Source organism: Pseudomonas folii (genome assembly GCF_014357575.1).
In the GTDB taxonomy this organism is placed as follows: domain Bacteria; phylum Pseudomonadota; class Gammaproteobacteria; order Pseudomonadales; family Pseudomonadaceae; genus Aquipseudomonas; species Aquipseudomonas folii.
In genome coordinates this window covers 1-18060 of the sequence record NZ_JACONW010000055.1, presented here as the reverse complement: position 1 = coordinate 18060, position 18060 = coordinate 1, and the positions used below count along the sequence as shown (strand labels likewise).

The window sequence follows — 18060 nt, the reverse complement described above, 5'->3', positions numbered from 1 at the left end:
AGGACGTCAGTACATCCGCTAAAAATCCATTGCAGAAATACTGCCCTCCCGGCTAAAGCCGGTCCTACAAGGTCAATTGCGCATGAGCAAGCTTGCAGGCCATTGAGTTGGTGAATGAAAGCAACCCGCCCCGCTTTCAAACCCACAAAAAAACCGCCCCGACCGCGCATGGGAGACGATCCCCTATACAAGGTGAGGTGCGCATTCACGCTTGTAGCAGGTAAGTCAGCGGCGTACACTTGCTGGCATGATTTTTATAGAAACCCCAGTATTCACTAGGCGTGCGAAAGAACTGCTAGATGATGGTGCATTCATGATCATCCAAAAAAGCCTGGCTCTTAACCCATCCCTTGGCGACGTTATCGAAGGCACGGGCGGAATTCGAAAGCTGCGTGTAGCAGCAAAAGGGCACGGCAAAAGAGGTGGCGCCAGGGTTATCTATTACCACTTCGTTTCAGCCTCACAAATCGCCTTACTGATGATCTATCCAAAAAATGAACAGCACGACCTCACCGCTGACGAACGCAAAGCGTTGAAAGCTGTGGTCGAGCACTGGAGATAACAATGAGCAAACTCTTCGAAGAACTGATGGAGAGCGTGCAACAGATGGACGAGATCGTTCGCGGCGAACGCCAGCCATCTCGTGAATTCACCATCGACGCCATGCAGATCAAGGAAATCCGCAAAGCGACGGGCCTTTCACAAGCCAAATTTGCAGCCATCATTGATGTACAACTTGGCACGCTCAGGAACTGGGAGCAAGGCCGCCGAGAACCTACCGGCCCTGCTAAAGCGTTGCTGAAAGCCATTCACAACGACCCTGTTCATGTCCTGAATGCTTTGGCGGATTGATCTCGCGCTGTCGCGGGCAATTCAATACATTTTGACCGCTTGGTTCATCCCGCCTCTACCTCGCCTCTACCCCTTCCAAAGAGCGCTCCACTAACGCCTGTGCCATTTCGACCAGATGCATGACCGAGAATGCCAGATCACGTTTTCGCCCCGAAAGTTGATCGCTGGACTCATAAGCCGTGGCGGCTGCGCAACGTAAAAGGTCGCAAGCGCGTGAAAGGTTTTCTTCGATATTGATGGATAAATCAGAAGTGTTTTTAAGCATGGTGAAGGTCCAAATCTGAGCAACTGGAGCCATCACTCGCCATTTCCACACGGCAAGGGGTGGCAGCTATGTACGGGGTGGAAAACCGGTCACCAAGCACCCGGGCCAGACCGAAGTCTGCCCGCACACAGCTACCATAGAGCACTCGCCATTTATCGAGTCACTTGATGATACTTGTGCCTGGTCAAAACAGGTTTCCACACCCGACCGCTGATTTTGCAGCGACGGGAGGCAGGCTAGACCCATGATTTGGCAGGCGCAAGCGGGTTGGATTCTCTCGGAAACTTCACTCAAGAGATACAGAGCGATCCTTCGCAATCGTCACATTTTTTGTGTCGGATCGCCTAAAGCAAAGACCCAACGGCATCCCAGACGCCACCATGTCGCCAACAAAACAGAATCCCCGTGGGAGCGGATTCATTCGCGAAAGTGGTGTGTCAGACACACGTATTTTTCAGGACTCCCCCTTCGCGAATGAATTCGCTCCTACCGGGTATCCCGTTTCAGTCCGGACCATTGCGAGTTGGCTAATGGAAAGGAGCTGCACCGCTTTCAAGCCCACAAAAAAACCGCCCCGAAGGGCGGTTTTTTGTTCAGCCAGTCCGTATTACAACTGTGGACCCGCTGCCTTGATCGCGTCGCTCACTTCGAACTTCTTGAAGTTCTCAACGAACAGGCCAGCCAAGGCTTTGGCGGCTTCGTCGTACGCAGCTTTGTCAGCCCAGGTATTACGTGGGTTGAGCAGGCCGGTTTCAACGCCCGGTACGGCCAGTGGCACGTCAAGGTTGATGGTGTCGAGGTGCTCGGTAGCTGCACCGATCAACGCGCCGCTCTGGATCGCTGCAATCACTCCACGGGTGGTCGGGATGTTGAAGCGCTTGCCAACGCCGTAGCCGCCGCCAGTCCAGCCGGTGTTAACCAGGTAGACCTTGGAACCGAAGCCGCGGATACGCTTGATCAGCAGCTCCGCGTATTCGCCAGCCGGACGCGGGAAGAACGGAGCGCCGAAGCAGGTGGAGAACGTCGACTTGATGCCGCTGCCCGAACCCATTTCAGTGGAGCCAACCAGTGCGGTGTAACCCGACAGGAAGTGGTAAGCCGCTTGCTCTTCGCTGAGGATCGACACTGGCGGCAATACACCAGTCAGGTCGCAGGTCAGGAAGATCACGGCGTTTGGCTCGCCACCGAGGTTTTTCTCGGAACGCTTTTCAACGTGCTCAAGCGGGTACGCAGCGCGGCTGTTCTGGGTCAGGCTGCCATCGGCGTAATCGGCCTTCTTGGCGTCGTCCAGGACAACGTTTTCCAGCACTGCGCCGTGCTTGATGGCTTTCCAGATAACAGGCTCGTTCTTCTCGGACAGGTCGATGCACTTGGCATAGCAACCGCCTTCGATGTTGAACACCACGCCTTCGCCCCAGCCGTGCTCGTCGTCACCGATCAGGTAACGGCTTTCATCAGCAGACAGTGTGGTTTTGCCGGTACCGGACAGACCGAAGAACAGGGTGACGTCACCCTCTTCGCCGATGTTGGCCGCGCAGTGCATTGGCAGCACGTCAGAAGCCGGCAGCAGGAAGTTCTGCACCGAGAACATCGCTTTCTTCATCTCACCGGCGTAACGCATGCCAGCGATCAATACTTTCTTTTGCGCGAAGTTGATGATCACGCAACCGTCTGAGTTGGTGCCGTCACGCTCAGGAACGCATTCGAAGTTGGCAACGTTCAGGACCTGCCACTCTTGACGACCCGCCGGGTTGTACTGAGCCGGGTTGATGAAGAGGCAGCGACCGAACATGTTCTGCCAGGCAGTCTGGGTGGTCATCTTCACAGCAAGGTAGTGGTCTTCAGCAGCGCCTACATGCACGTGAGAAACAAAATGCTCTTGTGCGTTGTTGAACGCTTGAACGCGATCCCACAAAGCATCGAATTTGTCAGACGGGAACTTGCGGTTGATCGGGCCCCAGGCGATTGCGTCCTGAGTGCTTGGCTCTTCAACGATGAAACGATCGACCGGCGAACGGCCAGTACGATGGCCTGTTCTCACAACCAGAGCGCCAGTGTCGGAAAGTTCGCCTTCGCCGCGGGCAAGCGCTTGCTTGACCAGGTCGTCGATGCTCAGATCGGTGTACACAGCGTTGTTGGTTTGAGTCATGAGGGTCCCCGTCGGCCAGTGGCCGAGTGCTCCAAACGGTTTTGTAGTAAAAAAACAACCACTACTACAGCGGAAAAGTGGGCCGGATTATGCCAGAAAAGCCCAAGAATGGTAGGCCTCCCGTCAGAACCGCCTCACCGCTGCCCACAGCATGTAGTGAGGCGAAATCCGTGCTTGATTAGTGGCGCGTATCAGATGGCGAGTCGACTCCACCCCCAGCGAAGAGCTGAGCGATATCAGTGGCATCGAAAAGATAGCGCTGATTGCAGAACTGGCAGTCGATTTCGACGCTGCCACCATGCTCAATAACCAGTTGCTGCGCATCTTCCAGTCCAAGACTGACCAGCGCATTGGCCGAACGTTCCCGGGAGCAGCTGCAGCGAAAGCACAGTGGCTGAATTTCAAACATCCTTACCGGGTCCTGGTGGAACAGCCTGTGCAGCACTGTTTCGTTGTCCAGACTCAGCAATTCCTCGGCCGTCAGGGTACTGGCGAGCGTGGTGACATGTTCCCAGGTGGCGTCGCGCTCTTCAGGATCGGTCTGATGTGCCACTGGCAATTGTTGCAGCAGCAAGCCTCGTGCGCGGTGCCCGTCAGCCTTGAGCCAGAAGCGCGTGCCCAGTTGCTCGGACATCACGAAGTAGCTCGACAGGCTTTCAGAAAGGTCAACGCCATCCAGAGCGACGATGCCCTGGTAGCGCTTGCCTTTGCGCGGATCGATGGTCATGGCCAGAGAGCCGTCCGGCATCAGGTCCTGCAGACCGGCACCCGGCGTGACCAGTGCCTCGTCATAACGAGCAATGCCGCGCAGCTCGCGCTCGCTGGAGCACTCAACCATCAACAGTGGAACAGCACCGCTGGAGCGAGCCTGAAGAATAAGCAAACCTTCGAACTTCAGGGTGCCCACCAACAACGCTGCAGCGGCCAAAAGCTCGCCGAGCAGTTGCGCGACCGGCTCCGGATACGGATGTTTGGCCAAGACCTCGGCATAGCTGCGCTCAAGCGCGACCAGCTCACCGCGAACATCGCTTTCGTCAAAAATGAAGCGCTGGGAGTACTCGATATCAGTCATGGGGAAGGTATCTGAATTGATGACAAATTGATGACAAGCGTCTATAAAGCGCCGTTTAAAGCGCTCCAGGCGCGTACTGCCATGTAGATAAGGGCCATTTTATGGGCTATCCCACACTCTTCCAAGCGAAGTGGAACATCAGCCGACTCGTGCTGTGCAATTTGATCGCCCTTGGGCTACTGGGCATCTGGATGTGGCCAACCGGCCATGCCCTGTTAAACCAGTTTGATGAAGGGCTGTTTCATTTGCTCAATCAGCCTCTTGAACAAAACGTAGTGTGGCGGTCCATGTGGACAGTTGCCAGTATGCGTCCTTTCGATGCCGTGGTCGGCTTGATCCTGCTGTGCTTGCTGATTAAAGGTGACTGGGTCTTCAAAACCATTCAAGTGCGTGCAGCGCTATTTGGATTCGTTTCGATCCTGCTCTTGCTGTTGATCATTCGCACGCTGTTTTCCAAGTGGCTGGATCATTCGAGCCTGCAACATGACAGCCCGTCCATGGTGCTGGAAGGCGCGATTCGCTTGAGCGAAATGTACCCTCACCTGGAAAAGGCCTGGGAACTCAAGGACCGCTCCAGCCAAAGCTTCCCTGGCGATCATGCGTCGGTGCTGTTGATCTGGGCGATGTTCATGACGGTGTTCAGCCGCACTCTCGTTCAGCGCTTTGTGATCTGGGGGCTGGCACTTCTTTTCATGATGCCGCGCCTGGTGGCGGGTGCTCACTGGGGGCAGGACGACTATATCGGCGGCGTGTTGATCGCTCTGCTCGCGTTGGGCTGGGGTTATTACACACCGTTTGCAGCAGTGATGAGTAATTTCTGGCTGAAGGTTACAGCGCCGATTTTCACGTTGTTTGAGAAGTTACCGGTGGTGAACCGCATCAGTGTCGTACGCGGGGTTTGAACTGATCATTCAACCCCTGTGGGAGCGGTGCTTGCCCGCGATAAGAACACCGCGATCTATCCTGAATCGGATCCAGCCTTATCGCGGGCAAGCACCGCTCCCACAGGATCTACGCGATTCGCAGGACCGGCGTCTCTTCGCTAGAAATACCGCTCTCCCGGCTAAAGCCGGTCCTACGGGTTCACGAGGTTCACTTATTCGCGCACCGCTCCACGAAAATCGAACAATTGCCGGCGCTGCTTCTTGGTGGGCTTGCCGTCGGTAGTCACGCCCAGATTCCCGGCCTTGCGTTGCGCGGCTTCATTTTCGCGTTTGGTAATACTCTCGGGCGTCTCGCTGTAAAGCGCTTGGGCCTCCGGCGCGCCGCGGCGGACAATCGACAGGGCCTCAACAACGACCGTACGCTCATCGAAGCCTGTACGAATCTGAAACTGATCACCGATGCGCGGTTCTTTGCCCGGCTTGCAACGCTCGCCACGGCAGTGCACCTTACCACTTTCAATAGCCGTTTTTGCCAAGGCACGAGTCTTGTAGAAACGGGCCGCCCATAGCCATTTATCCAGGCGGACTTTATCGTCTTCCTCTGACTTTTGAGCCATATGAATTCCTCAATCAGGTCGTAGTCAGACTGTACTACGGCACGCACCGCGTGCTGCAAGCGTTTGCGACGATCTGCAACCCTGGCTCTTTCCAAAACCTTATACATGGAACGTGATATGACTGAGTTTCCCCCGTCATTGACCTCACCCGCCAGCGGCTGCGACGGTTGCAGAAACAGCCCCGATCTGGACTTCTCTTTCGCCTTCGCCTATCAGCCTATCGTTGACCTGCGCGACCAGTCGGTTTTTGCGCACGAAGCACTGGTGCGTGGCATCAATGGCGAAGGGGCGTTTTCGGTCTTGAACCAGGTCACGGACAAGAACCGCTATCGCTTCGACCAGTTGTGCCGGACCCACGCCATCGCGGGGGCTGCTGCGCTGCAGATGCAAGAGCGGCTTTCGATCAACTTTCTGCCCAACGCGGTTTATCGACCCGAGCTGTGCATCCGCAGCACGCTTGAGGCTGCGCGTCAGCATGACTTTCCGCTGGACCGGCTGATCTTCGAAACGATTGAAAGCGAGCACGTCGATAACAATCGCCACCTGACCAATATTCTGCGTGAATACCGCCAATTCGGTTTCATGACGGCCATTGACGATTTCGGCGCCGGATACTCGGGCCTGACCCTGCTCGCCGACTTTCAGCCGGACCTGATAAAACTCGACATGCAATTAATCAGAGATATTCACCGCGACCGGCCGCGTCAGGCTATCGTTCGCGGGGTTGTCACAATGTGTGCGGAGTTAGGGGTTACAGTCGTTGCCGAAGGCATCGAATGTGCCGAAGAGCGGGACTTCCTCGCAGACTGCGGGATTTACCTGATGCAGGGTTACTGGTTCGCCAGGCCTGCATTCAAAGCATTGGCCCAGATCGATTCAGGGGTCTGGCAGAAAGCATAAGAAGTACGGAAATTCATTGAAAACATTTGATCATCTGACAGTCATCGGCCTGCGTGAGTGGGTGGCGCTGCCCGATCTTGGGGTGGCAGGCCTGCGGGCGAAAATCGATACCGGTGCGAGCACATCAAGCCTGCACGCCACCGAGATCGAGCCTTTCGAACGCGACGGCCAGAAGTGGGTTCGTTTCAACGCCCATCTGGGCACTGTGGTCCAGTTGCGCCATCGCCGTTGCGAAGCGCTGCTGGTCGCCATGAAAACCATAAAAAGCTCCAATGGTCACGCGCAGGTCCGCTATGTCATTCGCACCACCCTGGCTTTGGGTGATCGTGTCTGGCCTGTGGAATTCACGCTGGCCTGCCGCAAAGCAATGCGCTATCGCTTGCTACTCGGCTCCAACGCCTTGATCGACGGCCAGCTGGTCGTCAATCCGGGCATTACTTACGTTCAGGACAAACCGGTTTTCCCGGTCTCGACTACCTCTGCCACAGGTGCTGCATGAAGATCGCTGTGCTTTCGCGTAACCCGCGTTTGTATTCAACCCGTCGTCTGGTCGAAGCTGGTATTGAACGTGGCCATGAGATGGTGGTGATCGACACCCTGCGTGCCTACATGAATATCGCCAGCCACAAGCCGCAGATCCACTATCGCGGCAAACCGCTGGAGGGCTTTGATGCGGTGATCCCGCGGATCGGTGCTTCAGTGACTTTTTATGGCTGCGCTGTGTTGCGTCAGTTCGAAATGATGGGCGTTTTCCCGCTCAACGAATCGGTAGCTATCGCTCGTTCGCGCGACAAACTGCGCTCGCTGCAACTGCTCTCGCGTCGCGGGATCGGTTTGCCGGTGACAGGCTTTGCTCACTCACCGGACGATATCCCCGACCTGATCCAGATGGTCAACGGCGCACCGTTGGTGATCAAGGTGCTGGAAGGTACTCAGGGCATTGGCGTGGTGCTGTGCGAAACAGCCACTGCGGCTGAATCGGTAATCGAGGCGTTCATGGGCCTCAAGCAAGACATCATGGTTCAGGAGTACATCAAGGAAGCGGGTGGCGCGGATATCCGCTGCTTCGTGGTCGGTGACAAGGTCATTGCTTCGATGAAGCGCCAGGCCAAACCCGGCGAATTCCGCTCCAATCTGCACCGTGGCGGCAGCGCCAGTCTGATCAAGATCACTCCCGAAGAACGCATGACCGCCATCCGCGCCGCCAAGGTCATGGGCCTGAGCGTCGCCGGTGTCGATATCCTGCGCTCCAATCACGGCCCGCTGGTGATGGAGGTCAACTCGTCACCAGGGCTGGAAGGCATCGAAGTGACTACCAGCAAAGACGTGGCCGGGATGATCATTGAGTATCTGGAGAAAAACAGCGGCCCGCATATGACGCGGACCAAAGGGAAGGGTTGACTGCAGCGGCAAGCTGCAAGCTGCAAGCAAGCCTCGCAGGCCTGCTGCAGCTTTAGGCTTTTAACTTACAGCTTGAAGCTTGAAGCTTGAAGCTGCGCTTAAACCGCCCCTCTCGGCAACATCAGCCCCAGCGGTAATCGCACTCGCGCTTCCAGGCCACCGCCCGAACGATTGCGCAATTCGACGTTGCCGCCGTGCATCGCTGCAATTCGCTTGACGATCGCCAACCCCAGCCCCGTGCCCTTGCCACTTCGGGCACGATCACCGCGAATGAACGGGTTGAAAATCACCTCAAGCTCCGACGGGTCAATCCCGGTTCCACGGTCCAGAACGCTCAGCACCACGTAAGGCGCACTGGTATCGCCGGACACATAAGCCGCAACCTCAATGCCATTGCCTGCGTGGTGCATGGCATTGCCAATCAGGTTGGTGAGCAATCGCTTCATTGAAACGCGTCGCAACGGGAATGGCGGAATCGGCTCAAGGCAAAGGCGTATCTGCTCTTCAGGATTCTCCGGATTGTTGAACGGGGCAACTACATCACGCACCAGCTCACTGAGGTCCACCTCTTCGATTTCTTCATCGCGCCCATCGCGGATGAACGCCAGGAATTGATCGAGAATGGCGTCCATGTCTTCAATGTCGCGAACCATGCCTTCAGTGAGTTCGTTTTCGCCCTTCATCAACTCCAGCGACAAGCGCAAACGGGTCAAAGGCGTTCGCAGGTCATGGGAAACACCCGCCAGCATCAGCTCTCGCTCCTGCCCGGCCTGTTCGACGTCCTCGGCCATCTGGTTGAACGCGCGGTATACCTCGGTCATTTCACTGGGCGTATCGCTGACCGGCAGACGCACGCTGCGCCCCTGCCCTAACTGCCTGGCGGCGAACACCAGCCGCTTGAGGGGCTGATTGAGTTGTCGGACGAAGATCCACGCCGAGGCTGTGGATAACAGCCCGATGGCGAGGAACCAGCCCAGCACGCTCCAGATTTTCTGGCCGCGCAATGGGTGCGGGTACAGCGGTACTTTCAACCAGCCATCGCCCAGGCTTGGTGCCCGGACCCACAATGCTGGTGGCGCGTGCACACGCAGACGGACTTCAGTGTCCGCGCCCAGCTCGGCCTGCATCTGGCGCTGATAGATTTCGCTGTAGGGCCAATGCTGCTCACCTTCCGGAACACCGCCGCCCACCACGCGGATCAGCCCTGCCGCATCGGCAATCGCCTCCCGGTCATTCTCGTTGGCTGCCCAATAAGCGCGCAGGGTTAGCGCGACACCGTGGCTGTATTGCCTGTCGACCAGCACGTCCTCGTTCATCAACAGATAAACCAGGGTCAGCGCCTTGGAGAACAGCACGACGATGAGCACCAGCCAAAGAGTGCGAGAGAAGAAGCTTTGCGGGAACCAGAGCGGGGTTTTCATAGTTGCAGCTATACACTTTGCAGGAGCGAGCCAGGCTCGCAGGTTTGCGAAACGCGAACGACAACCCGACGACGGATCAACGAAAACCAAAACGTCGATAGACCTGTTCGGGGCTATCGACGTGACTGGCAATCACCACAGCGGGCTGTGCTCCTAAAAGCGCTCGATTATCGTGTACCCGCACCGTCCGGAACGAATACATAACCAACACCCCAAACCGTTTGAATGTAGCGCGGCTTGGAAGGATCCGGCTCGATCAGGCGACGCAGACGGGAAATCTGCACGTCGATCGAACGCTCCAGCGCATCCCACTCGCGGCCGCGGGCCAGGTTCATCAGTTTGTCGCGGGTCAGCGGTTCGCGAGCATGCATCACCAGCGCCTTGAGGACCGCAAACTCGCCTGTGGTGAGCATGTGTACTTCATCGCCACGCTTGAGTTCGCGAGTGGCCAGGGACAATTCGTAATCACCAAAGGTGACTGACTCGTCTTCGCTGCCCGGTGCGCCGGGTACCGGAGCGGCCTGACGACGCAATACAGCCTTGACCCGCGCCATCAGCTCGTCAGGGTTGAAGGGTTTGGCCAGATAATCGTCAGCGCCCAGTTCGAGGCCTTTGATGCGGCTCAGCTCATCGCCCTTGGCGGTCAGCATGATGATTGGCACCTGATTGTTAGCGGCTCGCAGACGACGGCAGGCTGACAGCCCGTCTTCGCCCGGCAGCATCAGGTCAAGTACGACAAGATTGAAGACTTCGCGGGCCAGCAAGCGATCCATTTGCTCAACGTTGGCCACAGCACGGGCACGATAACCCTTGCTGGTGAAAAAACGCTCTAACAGGCTGCTCAAACCCGGATCGTCATCAACAATAAGGATTTTTTCGCCTTCGGCAGTTTGTGCAGTGCTGCTCATTCAGATGCTCCTTTGATCTCGGCCCGCATTATGGCGTAGCTGCTGTGATACGCACCGTGTGCATTGTTAGCAGATTTTACCGGGGCTGCCACTCACGCCTTGCATCCTCTGAGCAAAAACAGTGCTTTTGTCGGCTCATCCCCTAAACGAACTCCGCTGGGTATAATGCGCCGCCCTCAAAGTCAGGCAATGCCTGAACATGGCAGCTCGACAGTATTCTTGTGAAAGTCGGCCAGCGTAGCTCGCGGCCACTTTGTAATCAGGTATTTAGCTCACAACTCCAGGTGGTCTCATGGACAGCATCAACAGCCGCATCGCCGAAGAACTTGGCGTACGCCCACAACAGGTCGCAGCGGCCGTCGCCCTACTGGATGAAGGCTCTACCGTGCCTTTCATTTCCCGTTACCGCAAAGAAGTGACCGGCAGCCTCGATGACACGCAACTGCGTCATCTTGAAGAGCGCCTGCGCTACCTGCGCGAACTCGACGAGCGCCGCATCAGCATCCTTGCCAGCATTGAAGAGCAAGGCAAGCTGACCCCGGAGCTGGCCCGCGATATCAAGCTTGCCGATACCAAGACTCGCCTCGAAGACTTGTATCTGCCTTATAAGCAAAAACGCCGCACCAAAGGCCAGATTGCCCTGGAAGCCGGCCTTGGCGAATTGGCCGACGGTCTGTTCAACGATCCGACATTGAGCCCGGAAGCCGAAGCCGCACGTTTTGTGGACGCAGAAAAAGGCGTGGCCGACGTGAAGGCCGCGCTGGAAGGCGCGAAGTACATCCTCATGGAGCGTTTCGCCGAAGACGCCACCCTGCTGGACAAACTGCGCAGCTTCCTCAAGCAGGAAGCCGTGATCAGTGCACGCGTGGTGCCCGGCAAGGAAGAAGAAGGTGCCAAGTTCCGCGATTACTTCGAACACGACGAGCCGCTGAAAAGCATGCCGTCGCACCGCGCACTGGCAATTTTCCGTGGTCGCAACGAAGGCTTCCTCAGCTCGGCCCTGAAAGTCGGTGAGGAACTGCCCGGCACCATGCACCCGTGCGAACTGATGATCGGCGAGCGTTTTGGTCTGCAAAACCAGAACCGTCCGGCTGACAAGTGGCTGGCAGAAGTGGTGCGCTGGACGTGGAAGGTCAAGCTCTACAGCCATCTGGAAACCGACTTGCTGGGTGAGCTGCGCGATGGCGCGGAAACCGAAGCGATCAACGTTTTCGCCCATAACCTGCATGACCTGCTGCTCGCCGCACCGGCTGGCCCTCGCGCCACATTGGGTCTGGACCCGGGCCTGCGCACCGGTTGCAAGGTCGCCGTGGTCGACTCCACCGGCAAGCTGCTGGATTACGCCACGGTTTACCCGCACGTGCCGAAAAACCAGTGGGATCAGACCATCGCTGTGCTGGCTGCACTCTGCGCCAAGCACGCGGTAGACCTGATCGCCATCGGCAACGGCACCGCCAGCCGCGAAACCGACAAGCTGGCCGCTGAACTGATCAAAAAATACCCAGGCCTGAAAATGACCAAGGTCATGGTCTCCGAAGCGGGCGCCTCGGTTTATTCCGCCTCGGAACTGGCTGCAAAGGAATTCCCGGATCTGGACGTATCGATCCGTGGCGCAGTGTCTATCGCCCGCCGCCTGCAAGACCCGCTGGCTGAGCTGGTGAAGATTGACCCGAAATCCATCGGTGTCGGTCAGTACCAGCACGACGTATCGCAGCTCAAGCTTGCGCGCGGTCTGGACGCAGTAGTTGAAGACTGTGTAAACGCGGTCGGCGTGGATGTGAATACTGCATCGGTGGCGCTGTTGGCACGGATTTCCGGGCTGAACACGACACTGGCGCAGAACATCGTGGCGCATCGCGATGAAAACGGCGCCTTCAAATCCCGTGCAGCGCTGAAAAAAGTCCCGCGTCTGGGCGAAAAAACCTTCGAACAGGCTGCAGGCTTCCTTCGCGTCATGAACGGCGATAACCCGCTGGACTCATCGGCCGTTCACCCGGAAGCCTATCCGCTGGTGAAGCGTATCGCGTCTGAAACCGACCGCGACATCCGCTCGCTGATCGGCGACGCCAGCTTCCTCAAGCGTCTGGACCCGAAAAAGTACACCGACGAAACCTTCGGTTTGCCAACCGTCACCGACATTCTGCAAGAGCTTGAGAAGCCAGGCCGCGACCCGCGCCCGGAGTTCAAGACCGCAGAGTTCCAGGATGGCGTTGAAGATCTGAAGGACCTGGTGCCTGGCATGATTCTCGAAGGTGTTGTGACCAACGTCACCAATTTCGGCGCTTTCGTCGACATCGGCGTGCATCAGGATGGTCTGGTGCATATCTCGGCGCTGTCCGAGAAATTCATCAAGGACCCGCGTGAGGCGGTCAAGGCCGGTGATGTCGTCAAGGTAAAGGTCATGGAAGTGGACATCCCGCGCAAACGCGTTGGCTTGTCCATGCGCATGAGCGACACACCGGGCGAGAAAGTCGACGGCGCTCGTGGCTCGCGTCCTGGCTCGGCCCCGCGCCAGCAGCAGAGCAGCGCACCGCGCAAGGAAACCGCAACAGCAGCAGCCCCGGCCAATAACGCCATGGCTTCGTTGTTCGCCAACGCTAAACAGCTGAAGAAGCGCTGATGGACATTCCGGCGGGTTTTACTGAAAGCGCGTACTTCCGGGCGATAGGCTGTCAGCTGCGCCGCCTGGACGTAGGCGTTGCCGAAGTGGCCTTGCCGCTGGAAGATCACCTGCGCAATCGCGGCAATGTGATGCACGGCGGGGCGATTTTCAGCCTCGTCGACATCGCCATGGGGCTGGCCTGTTCCAGCTCCCACGGTTTCGATCAGCGCAGCGTGACCATCGAATGCAAAATCAACTACATGCGTGGGGTATCGGAAGGCGAGGTGCTGTGCATCGCCAAGGTGCTGCACGCGGGCCGTCGCACGCTGGTGGTTGAAGCCGAAGTGCTGCAAGGCGAGAAACTTGTCGCCAAAGCACAAGGCACGTTCGCTGTCGTCTAGTACAGACAGGCCAAATTAAGGTAATTTCGGCGCTATTGAATAAGTGTCGGAATTTTCCATGCGCGCTGTGGCCAGAATGAGCTATCGATAATGGCGTCGCAGAACCAAACCAGGCGACATCGCCAGTTAATCCTCACCCTTGTACACCGTCACATCCACCCCCATATTGGGGCGACTGACGCGTGAAGGAATCCAACTTGAGCGAACTTCTCAACCGCCGCCTGGCTTTGCTTAGCGAGCGCACTAACCTCTCCCTGCTGGAGCAGTGCCTGCACGGTATTGAGCGCGAATGCCTGCGCGTGACCGGCGATGCAAAGCTGGCGCAGACGCCGCATCCGCAAGCTCTGGGCGCAGCCCTGACCCACGGTCAGATCACCACGGACTATTCCGAATCGCTGCTGGAGTTTATTACTCCGGCACTGGCCAACCCGGTTGAAACCCTGGCCAGCCTGGATCAGATCCACCGTTTTGCTTACACCAAGCTGGGTAACGAGCTCCTCTGGAGCCCGTCGATGCCGTGTCCGCTGCCGGACGAAAAAGATATTCCGATTGCCTATTACGGCACGTCGAATATCGGCAAGCTCAAGTACGTCTATCGTAAAGGTCTGGCCCTGCGTTACGGCAAGACCATGCAGTGCATTGCGGGCATTCATTACAACTTTTCGCTGCCAGAAAGCGTCTGGCCTCTGCTTAAGCAAACCGAAGATTTCGAGGGCGATGCCCGCGACTATCAGTCCCATGCTTACATCGGCCTGATACGTAACTTCCGTCGCTACAGCTGGCTGCTGATGTACCTGTTCGGCGCGTCTCCTGCGCTGGATGCGGGCTTCTTGCGCGGCCGTGCCCATAAGCTTGAACAGTTCGACGCTGACACGTTGTATCTGCCTTATGCGACCAGCCTGCGCATGAGTGACCTCGGCTATCAGAGCAACGCCCAGGCCGACCTGACGCCTTGCTACAACGATCTGATCAGCTACACCGACAGCCTGCGCAAAGCGGTAGCCACGCCGTACGCACCGTATGTCGAAGTGGGCACGCATAACGCTGACGGCGAGTGGGTTCAGCTCAACACCAACGTGTTGCAGATTGAAAACGAGTACTACTCCAACATCCGCCCCAAGCGCGTCACTTACTCGGGCGAACGTCCGATTCAGGCGTTGGTTGCCCGCGGCGTGCAATATGTTGAAGTTCGCTGCCTGGACATCAACCCGTTCCTGCCAACCGGCATCGATCTGCAGCAAGCCCGTTTCGTCGACGCCTTCGTGCTGTACTGCGCCCTGCAGGAAAGCCCGCAACTGGCCAATAACGAATGCCGTAATGCTGCATCGAATTTCCTGACCGTGGTCAAGGAAGGACGTCGCCCAAGCCTTGAACTCAATCGCAACGACGGCACCATCGACCTGAAGGCATGGGCCACCGAGCTGCTGGAGAAGATCAAGCCCATCGCGCAATTGCTGGATCAGGCCCAAGGCACTGACGAGCACGTCAAATCCATCACGGCGCAGCAAGCCAAGGTCGATGACGCGTCACTGACTCCATCGGCGAAAGTGCTGGCGAGCATGAAGCAGCACAACGAAGGTTTTACCGCGTTCTCGCTGCGTCAGAGCCGTGCGCACGCCGAATACTTCCGCAGCAACCCATTAAGCGCTGAAGAGCAGGCGCACTTCGAAGAACTGGCCAGCACTTCGATTGCCGAACAGGCAGGGCTGGAGCAAACCGAAGAACCGGTGGATTTCGACACCTTCGTCGGCGCGTATCAGGCGAGTATATTGCGGATTAGTAACTGAGCCGGAAGCACGATTATCTGTAGGAGCTCACGAGCAACGCGAGGCAGCGATAGCGGTTTACCTGAAACACCCCTATCGCTGCCTCGCGTTGCTCGTGAGCTCCTACAGAATCGGTGTTTGCCGCAACGATCCGGCTTTTACAACGCCTTCTCGAAAATCTTCGAATTACGCTGGAAGTTATAGAGTGACGCACGGGCAGCCGGCAGGCGGTCGACGCTGCTTGGCTCGAAACCGCGCTCGCGGAACCAGTGTGCCGTGCGTGTGGTAAGGACGAACAGGGTCTTCAAGCCTAATTCACGAGCACGGGTTTCAATGCGCTCAAGCAACTCGTCACCGCGGCCGCCATGGCGATATTCAGGGTTGACCGCCAGGCAAGCCAACTCACCCGCTTGGGAATCCACAATCGGATACAACGCCGCACAGGCAATGATCAACCCTTCGCGCTCGACCACGCTGAACTGCTCGATCTCGCGCTCCAGCACTTCACGGGAACGACGCACCAGGATGCCCTGCTCTTCCAGCGGCGTAATCAGATCCATCAAACCGCCCACGTCCTCAATGGCCGCTTCGCGGACCAGCTCGAATTGCTCCTGCGCCACCAGCGTACCGCCACCATCTCGGGTGAACAGCTCGGTGAGCAGCGCGCCATCCTCGACATAGCTGACGATATGGCTACGGCCCACACCGCCTCGGCACGCCTCAGCGGCAGCATCCAGCAATTCAGCCTGATAGTTGTAGTTGCTGCCCAGACGCAGGATATGCGCTGGCACCTGTTGCGGACGCAGTTCACGCACCAGCCGCCCCTGCTCGTCCATCAAGCCGCGCTCTTCACCGAACAGCAGCAACTTGTCGGCACCCAGATCGATAGCGGTACGGGTAGCGACGTCTTCGCAGGCGATGTTAAAAATCTCGCCGGTTGGCGAATATCCGATTGGCGATAGCAGCACGATATGGCGCTCGTCCAGCAGGCGGTTGATACCCTTGCGGTCGATCCGACGCACTTCGCCGGTGTGCTGGTAATCCACGCCTTCCCAGACGCCAATGGGCCGTGCAGTGACGAGATTGCCGCTGGTTACCCGCAAGCGCGAGCCCTGCATCGGCGAAGCGGCCATGTCCATGGACAGACGCGCCTCGATGTCGAGGCGCAAGTGGCCAACCGCATCGATGACACAGTCCAGCGTTGCGGCATCAGTCACGCGCAGGTTGCGATGATATTGCGGCGTGAGACCGCGAGCAGCCAGGCGGCTTTCGATTTGCGGGCGCGAGCCATGGACCAACACCAGGCGCACACCAAGGCTGTGCAGCAGCACAAGGTCGTGGACGATATTGCCGAAGTTGGGGTGTTCAACGCCGTCACCGGGCAACATCACAACAAAGGTGCGTTCACGGTGGGCATTGATATAAGGAGACGCGTGGCGAAGCCAATTGACGTATTCGTGCATAACCTGAAGAGCCTGCTGATAAAAGGACGAAAGACAGAAACACTCACAACCGTGTGGTGGTTATCGTCGGAACAAGCATGGCTGCACGCGCACTCTCCTTAATTCTCTCTCTGGCATGACCCGACTCATTGCGGGTTCAGGCAATAATGTTCAATCAGTTGGCTTAACAGACGCACTGTAGGCTGCAAACGTGACATTTCAAGATACTCGCCCGGTTGATGCGCGCAGGCAATATCACCTGGGCCCAATACCAGTGTTTCGCACCCCAGACGCTGAAAATAAGCGGCTTCGGTACCAAATGCTACCGCTTCGGCGCGATGCCCTGTAAGACGTTCCGCAATACGCACCAGTTCCGCATCGGCGGACTGCTCGAACGGCGGTGCCTCAGGAAACAACGGCGCATAGTCGATTTTGACTTGATGCAGTTCCGCCAGAGGTTCCAGCTTCTGGCGGATCGCGGCGCGCAGCACAGCCGGGTCCATGCCTGGCAGCGGGCGCAGGTCGAACTCCAGTGAGCACTGGCCGCAAATCCGGTTCGGGTTATCCCCGCCGTGGATGCAACCGAAATTCAGGGTTGGCGTCGGCACGCTGAACTGCGGATTGCGGTACTCAAGCTGCCATTGCTTGCGCAAGCCCTTGAGCTCGCTGATTGCATCATGCATCGCTTCCAGGGCGCTGTGCCCCAGGCTTGGGTCAGAAGAATGACCGCTGCGCCCGAGAATATCGATGCGCTCCATCATCACGCCTTTATGCAAACGGATCGGCTTGAGACCCGTTGGCTCACCAATCACGGCTGCACGCCCCAAGGGACGTCCCGCTTCAGCCAACGCACGAGCGCCTGCCATGGAGCTTTCTTCGTCACAGGTAGCGAGGATTAACAGCGGTTGCTTGAAAGGTTTATCCAGCAACGGCTGCACGGCTTCGATGATCAATGCGAAGAAGCCTTTCATGTCACAACTGCCCAGCCCGACCCAGCGGTTGTCGACTTCCGTCAGCTTCAGCGGATCAGTTTTCCACAGGGCCTCATCGAACGGCACTGTGTCGCTGTGCCCGGCCAACACCAGCCCGCCAGGACCACTGCCAAAACTGGCCAACAAGTTGAACTTGCCCGGCGAAACCTGCTGGATATCACAAGCAAAACCCAGATCGCCCAGCCAACCGGCCAGCAAGTCGATCACCGCACGGTTGGACTGATCCAGTGAAGGCTGGGTGCAGCTCACCGAAGGCGCGGCAATCAACGCAGCGAATTGGTCTTTCATGGACGGCAAGGGCATGTGCGATTCCTTTAACGGGAGAGCTTGCCGACCATCATAGGGCTATCGTGCGGTGGGAATAAACCGTTAAGGGCGGTTTGCCAGA

The 18060-nt window shown here is 57.6% G+C and carries 17 protein-coding genes; 9 read left to right on the top strand and 8 right to left on the bottom strand.

The genetic code is table 11. The features are described 5' to 3' along the window. The first annotated feature begins 247 nt into the window (after positions 1 to 247). Both H8S59_RS13360 and H8S59_RS13355 read left to right on the top strand, forming a co-directional pair. Positions 248 to 562 (top strand): type II toxin-antitoxin system RelE/ParE family toxin, encoded by a 315-nt coding sequence (locus H8S59_RS13360; RefSeq protein ID WP_095102063.1) that lies wholly within the window; start codon positions 248 to 250, stop codon positions 560 to 562. Positions 563 to 564: 2 nt separating this feature from the next. Then, the gene (locus tag H8S59_RS13355; RefSeq protein ID WP_095102061.1) at positions 565 to 852 is read left to right on the top strand and encodes a helix-turn-helix domain-containing protein; all 288 of its coding nucleotides are present in this window, start codon (positions 565 to 567) and stop codon (positions 850 to 852) included. Positions 853 to 907: 55 nt separating this feature from the next. On the opposite strand, the gene H8S59_RS13350 is transcribed toward H8S59_RS13355, so the two are convergent. From H8S59_RS13350 to hslO, 3 genes are all read right to left on the bottom strand, one after another. Beyond that, complete coding sequence (locus H8S59_RS13350) at positions 908 to 1150, bottom strand: DUF6124 family protein (protein ID WP_246475282.1); 243 nt, start codon at positions 1148 to 1150, stop codon at positions 908 to 910. Between the two features lie 574 nt (positions 1151 to 1724). Then, positions 1725 to 3266, bottom strand: coding sequence for a phosphoenolpyruvate carboxykinase (locus H8S59_RS13345; RefSeq protein ID WP_095102059.1), 1542 nt, complete (start codon positions 3264 to 3266; stop codon positions 1725 to 1727). 178 nt (positions 3267 to 3444) lie between these two features. Beyond that, positions 3445 to 4338: an Hsp33 family molecular chaperone HslO gene (gene hslO, locus H8S59_RS13340; protein ID WP_095102057.1), complete on the bottom strand. Its 894-nt coding sequence runs from the start codon at positions 4336 to 4338 to the stop codon at positions 3445 to 3447. 101 nt (positions 4339 to 4439) lie between these two features. Here hslO and H8S59_RS13335 point away from each other — a divergent pair, with 101 nt between their 5' ends. Then, a complete protein-coding gene (locus H8S59_RS13335; RefSeq protein WP_187521703.1) occupies positions 4440 to 5240 on the top strand; it encodes a phosphatase PAP2 family protein in 801 nt (266 codons plus the stop codon). Positions 5241 to 5434: 194 nt separating this feature from the next. On the opposite strand, the gene H8S59_RS13330 is transcribed toward H8S59_RS13335, so the two are convergent. Then, entirely contained in the window at positions 5435 to 5839 is a 405-nt protein-coding gene (locus H8S59_RS13330) for an RNA-binding S4 domain-containing protein (RefSeq protein ID WP_087271883.1), read from the bottom strand. A 117-nt stretch (positions 5840 to 5956) separates the two neighbouring features. Here H8S59_RS13330 and rimA point away from each other — a divergent pair, with 117 nt between their 5' ends. Genes rimA through rimK form a run of 3 tightly spaced genes read left to right on the top strand, consistent with a single transcriptional unit; the run spans position 5957 to position 8140 of the window. Beyond that, entirely contained in the window at positions 5957 to 6739 is a 783-nt protein-coding gene (gene rimA / locus H8S59_RS13325; RefSeq protein ID WP_187521702.1) for a S6 modification regulatory phosphodiesterase RimA, read from the top strand. A gap of 16 nt (positions 6740 to 6755) precedes the next feature. After that, positions 6756 to 7238, top strand: coding sequence for a retropepsin-like aspartic endopeptidase RimB (gene rimB / locus H8S59_RS13320; protein WP_027899917.1), 483 nt, complete (start codon positions 6756 to 6758; stop codon positions 7236 to 7238). After that, the gene (gene rimK, locus H8S59_RS13315) at positions 7235 to 8140 is read left to right on the top strand and encodes a 30S ribosomal protein S6--L-glutamate ligase (RefSeq protein ID WP_020293260.1); all 906 of its coding nucleotides are present in this window, start codon (positions 7235 to 7237) and stop codon (positions 8138 to 8140) included. Before rimB ends, rimK begins: the two co-directional genes overlap by 4 nt. Before the next feature lie 98 nt (positions 8141 to 8238). Here rimK and H8S59_RS13310 read toward each other — a convergent pair whose 3' ends face one another. Together H8S59_RS13310 and ompR are read right to left on the bottom strand one after the other, a co-directional pair. Further along, a complete protein-coding gene (locus H8S59_RS13310) occupies positions 8239 to 9561 on the bottom strand; it encodes an ATP-binding protein (RefSeq protein WP_095102051.1) in 1323 nt (440 codons plus the stop codon). Between the two features lie 167 nt (positions 9562 to 9728). Then, on the bottom strand, positions 9729 to 10469 hold the full coding sequence (ompR, locus tag H8S59_RS13305; RefSeq protein ID WP_027902703.1) for an osmolarity response regulator transcription factor OmpR: 741 nt from the start codon (positions 10467 to 10469) through the stop codon (positions 9729 to 9731). Between the two features lie 292 nt (positions 10470 to 10761). Between ompR and H8S59_RS13300 the strand changes: the two genes are divergently transcribed. From H8S59_RS13300 to gshA, 3 genes are all read left to right on the top strand, one after another. Next, positions 10762 to 13089, top strand: a complete 2328-nt coding sequence (locus tag H8S59_RS13300; RefSeq protein WP_095102049.1) for a Tex family protein — start codon at positions 10762 to 10764, stop codon at positions 13087 to 13089. Then, positions 13089 to 13472 (top strand): PaaI family thioesterase, encoded by a 384-nt coding sequence (locus H8S59_RS13295; protein WP_095102047.1) that lies wholly within the window; start codon positions 13089 to 13091, stop codon positions 13470 to 13472. Before H8S59_RS13300 ends, H8S59_RS13295 begins: the two co-directional genes overlap by 1 nt. A gap of 197 nt (positions 13473 to 13669) precedes the next feature. Further along, complete coding sequence (gshA, locus tag H8S59_RS13290; protein ID WP_187521701.1) at positions 13670 to 15259, top strand: glutamate--cysteine ligase; 1590 nt, start codon at positions 13670 to 13672, stop codon at positions 15257 to 15259. Positions 15260 to 15396: 137 nt separating this feature from the next. Here gshA and argA read toward each other — a convergent pair whose 3' ends face one another. Next, positions 15397 to 16701 carry an amino-acid N-acetyltransferase gene (gene argA / locus H8S59_RS13285; RefSeq protein WP_095102043.1) on the bottom strand — a complete coding sequence of 435 codons (1305 nt, stop codon included), beginning with the start codon at positions 16699 to 16701 and terminating at the stop codon, positions 15397 to 15399. A 125-nt stretch (positions 16702 to 16826) separates the two neighbouring features. Next, complete coding sequence (argE, locus tag H8S59_RS13280) at positions 16827 to 17975, bottom strand: acetylornithine deacetylase (protein ID WP_187521700.1); 1149 nt, start codon at positions 17973 to 17975, stop codon at positions 16827 to 16829. Positions 17976 to 18060: the final 85 nt, after the last annotated feature.

What these genes read in the sequence shown, in the direction of transcription:
- ompR (WP_027902703.1), bottom strand. Translation starts at nt 10,469, where the DNA reads ATGAGCAGCACTGCACAAACTGCCGAAGGCGAAAAAATCCTTATTGTT.
- rimK (WP_020293260.1), top strand. Translation starts at nt 7,235, where the DNA reads ATGAAGATCGCTGTGCTTTCGCGTAACCCGCGTTTGTATTCAACCCGT.
- rimA (WP_187521702.1), top strand. Translation starts at nt 5,957, where the DNA reads ATGACTGAGTTTCCCCCGTCATTGACCTCACCCGCCAGCGGCTGCGAC.
- H8S59_RS13330 (WP_087271883.1), bottom strand. Translation starts at nt 5,839, where the DNA reads ATGGCTCAAAAGTCAGAGGAAGACGATAAAGTCCGCCTGGATAAATGG.
- argA (WP_095102043.1), bottom strand. Translation starts at nt 16,701, where the DNA reads ATGCACGAATACGTCAATTGGCTTCGCCACGCGTCTCCTTATATCAAT.
- H8S59_RS13295 (WP_095102047.1), top strand. Translation starts at nt 13,089, where the DNA reads ATGGACATTCCGGCGGGTTTTACTGAAAGCGCGTACTTCCGGGCGATA.
- argE (WP_187521700.1), bottom strand. Translation starts at nt 17,975, where the DNA reads ATGCCCTTGCCGTCCATGAAAGACCAATTCGCTGCGTTGATTGCCGCG.
- H8S59_RS13355 (WP_095102061.1), top strand. Translation starts at nt 565, where the DNA reads ATGAGCAAACTCTTCGAAGAACTGATGGAGAGCGTGCAACAGATGGAC.
- H8S59_RS13300 (WP_095102049.1), top strand. Translation starts at nt 10,762, where the DNA reads ATGGACAGCATCAACAGCCGCATCGCCGAAGAACTTGGCGTACGCCCA.
- hslO (WP_095102057.1), bottom strand. Translation starts at nt 4,338, where the DNA reads ATGACTGATATCGAGTACTCCCAGCGCTTCATTTTTGACGAAAGCGAT.
- H8S59_RS13350 (WP_246475282.1), bottom strand. Translation starts at nt 1,150, where the DNA reads ATGGCTCCAGTTGCTCAGATTTGGACCTTCACCATGCTTAAAAACACT.
- H8S59_RS13345 (WP_095102059.1), bottom strand. Translation starts at nt 3,266, where the DNA reads ATGACTCAAACCAACAACGCTGTGTACACCGATCTGAGCATCGACGAC.
- H8S59_RS13360 (WP_095102063.1), top strand. Translation starts at nt 248, where the DNA reads ATGATTTTTATAGAAACCCCAGTATTCACTAGGCGTGCGAAAGAACTG.
- H8S59_RS13310 (WP_095102051.1), bottom strand. Translation starts at nt 9,561, where the DNA reads ATGAAAACCCCGCTCTGGTTCCCGCAAAGCTTCTTCTCTCGCACTCTT.
- H8S59_RS13335 (WP_187521703.1), top strand. Translation starts at nt 4,440, where the DNA reads ATGGGCTATCCCACACTCTTCCAAGCGAAGTGGAACATCAGCCGACTC.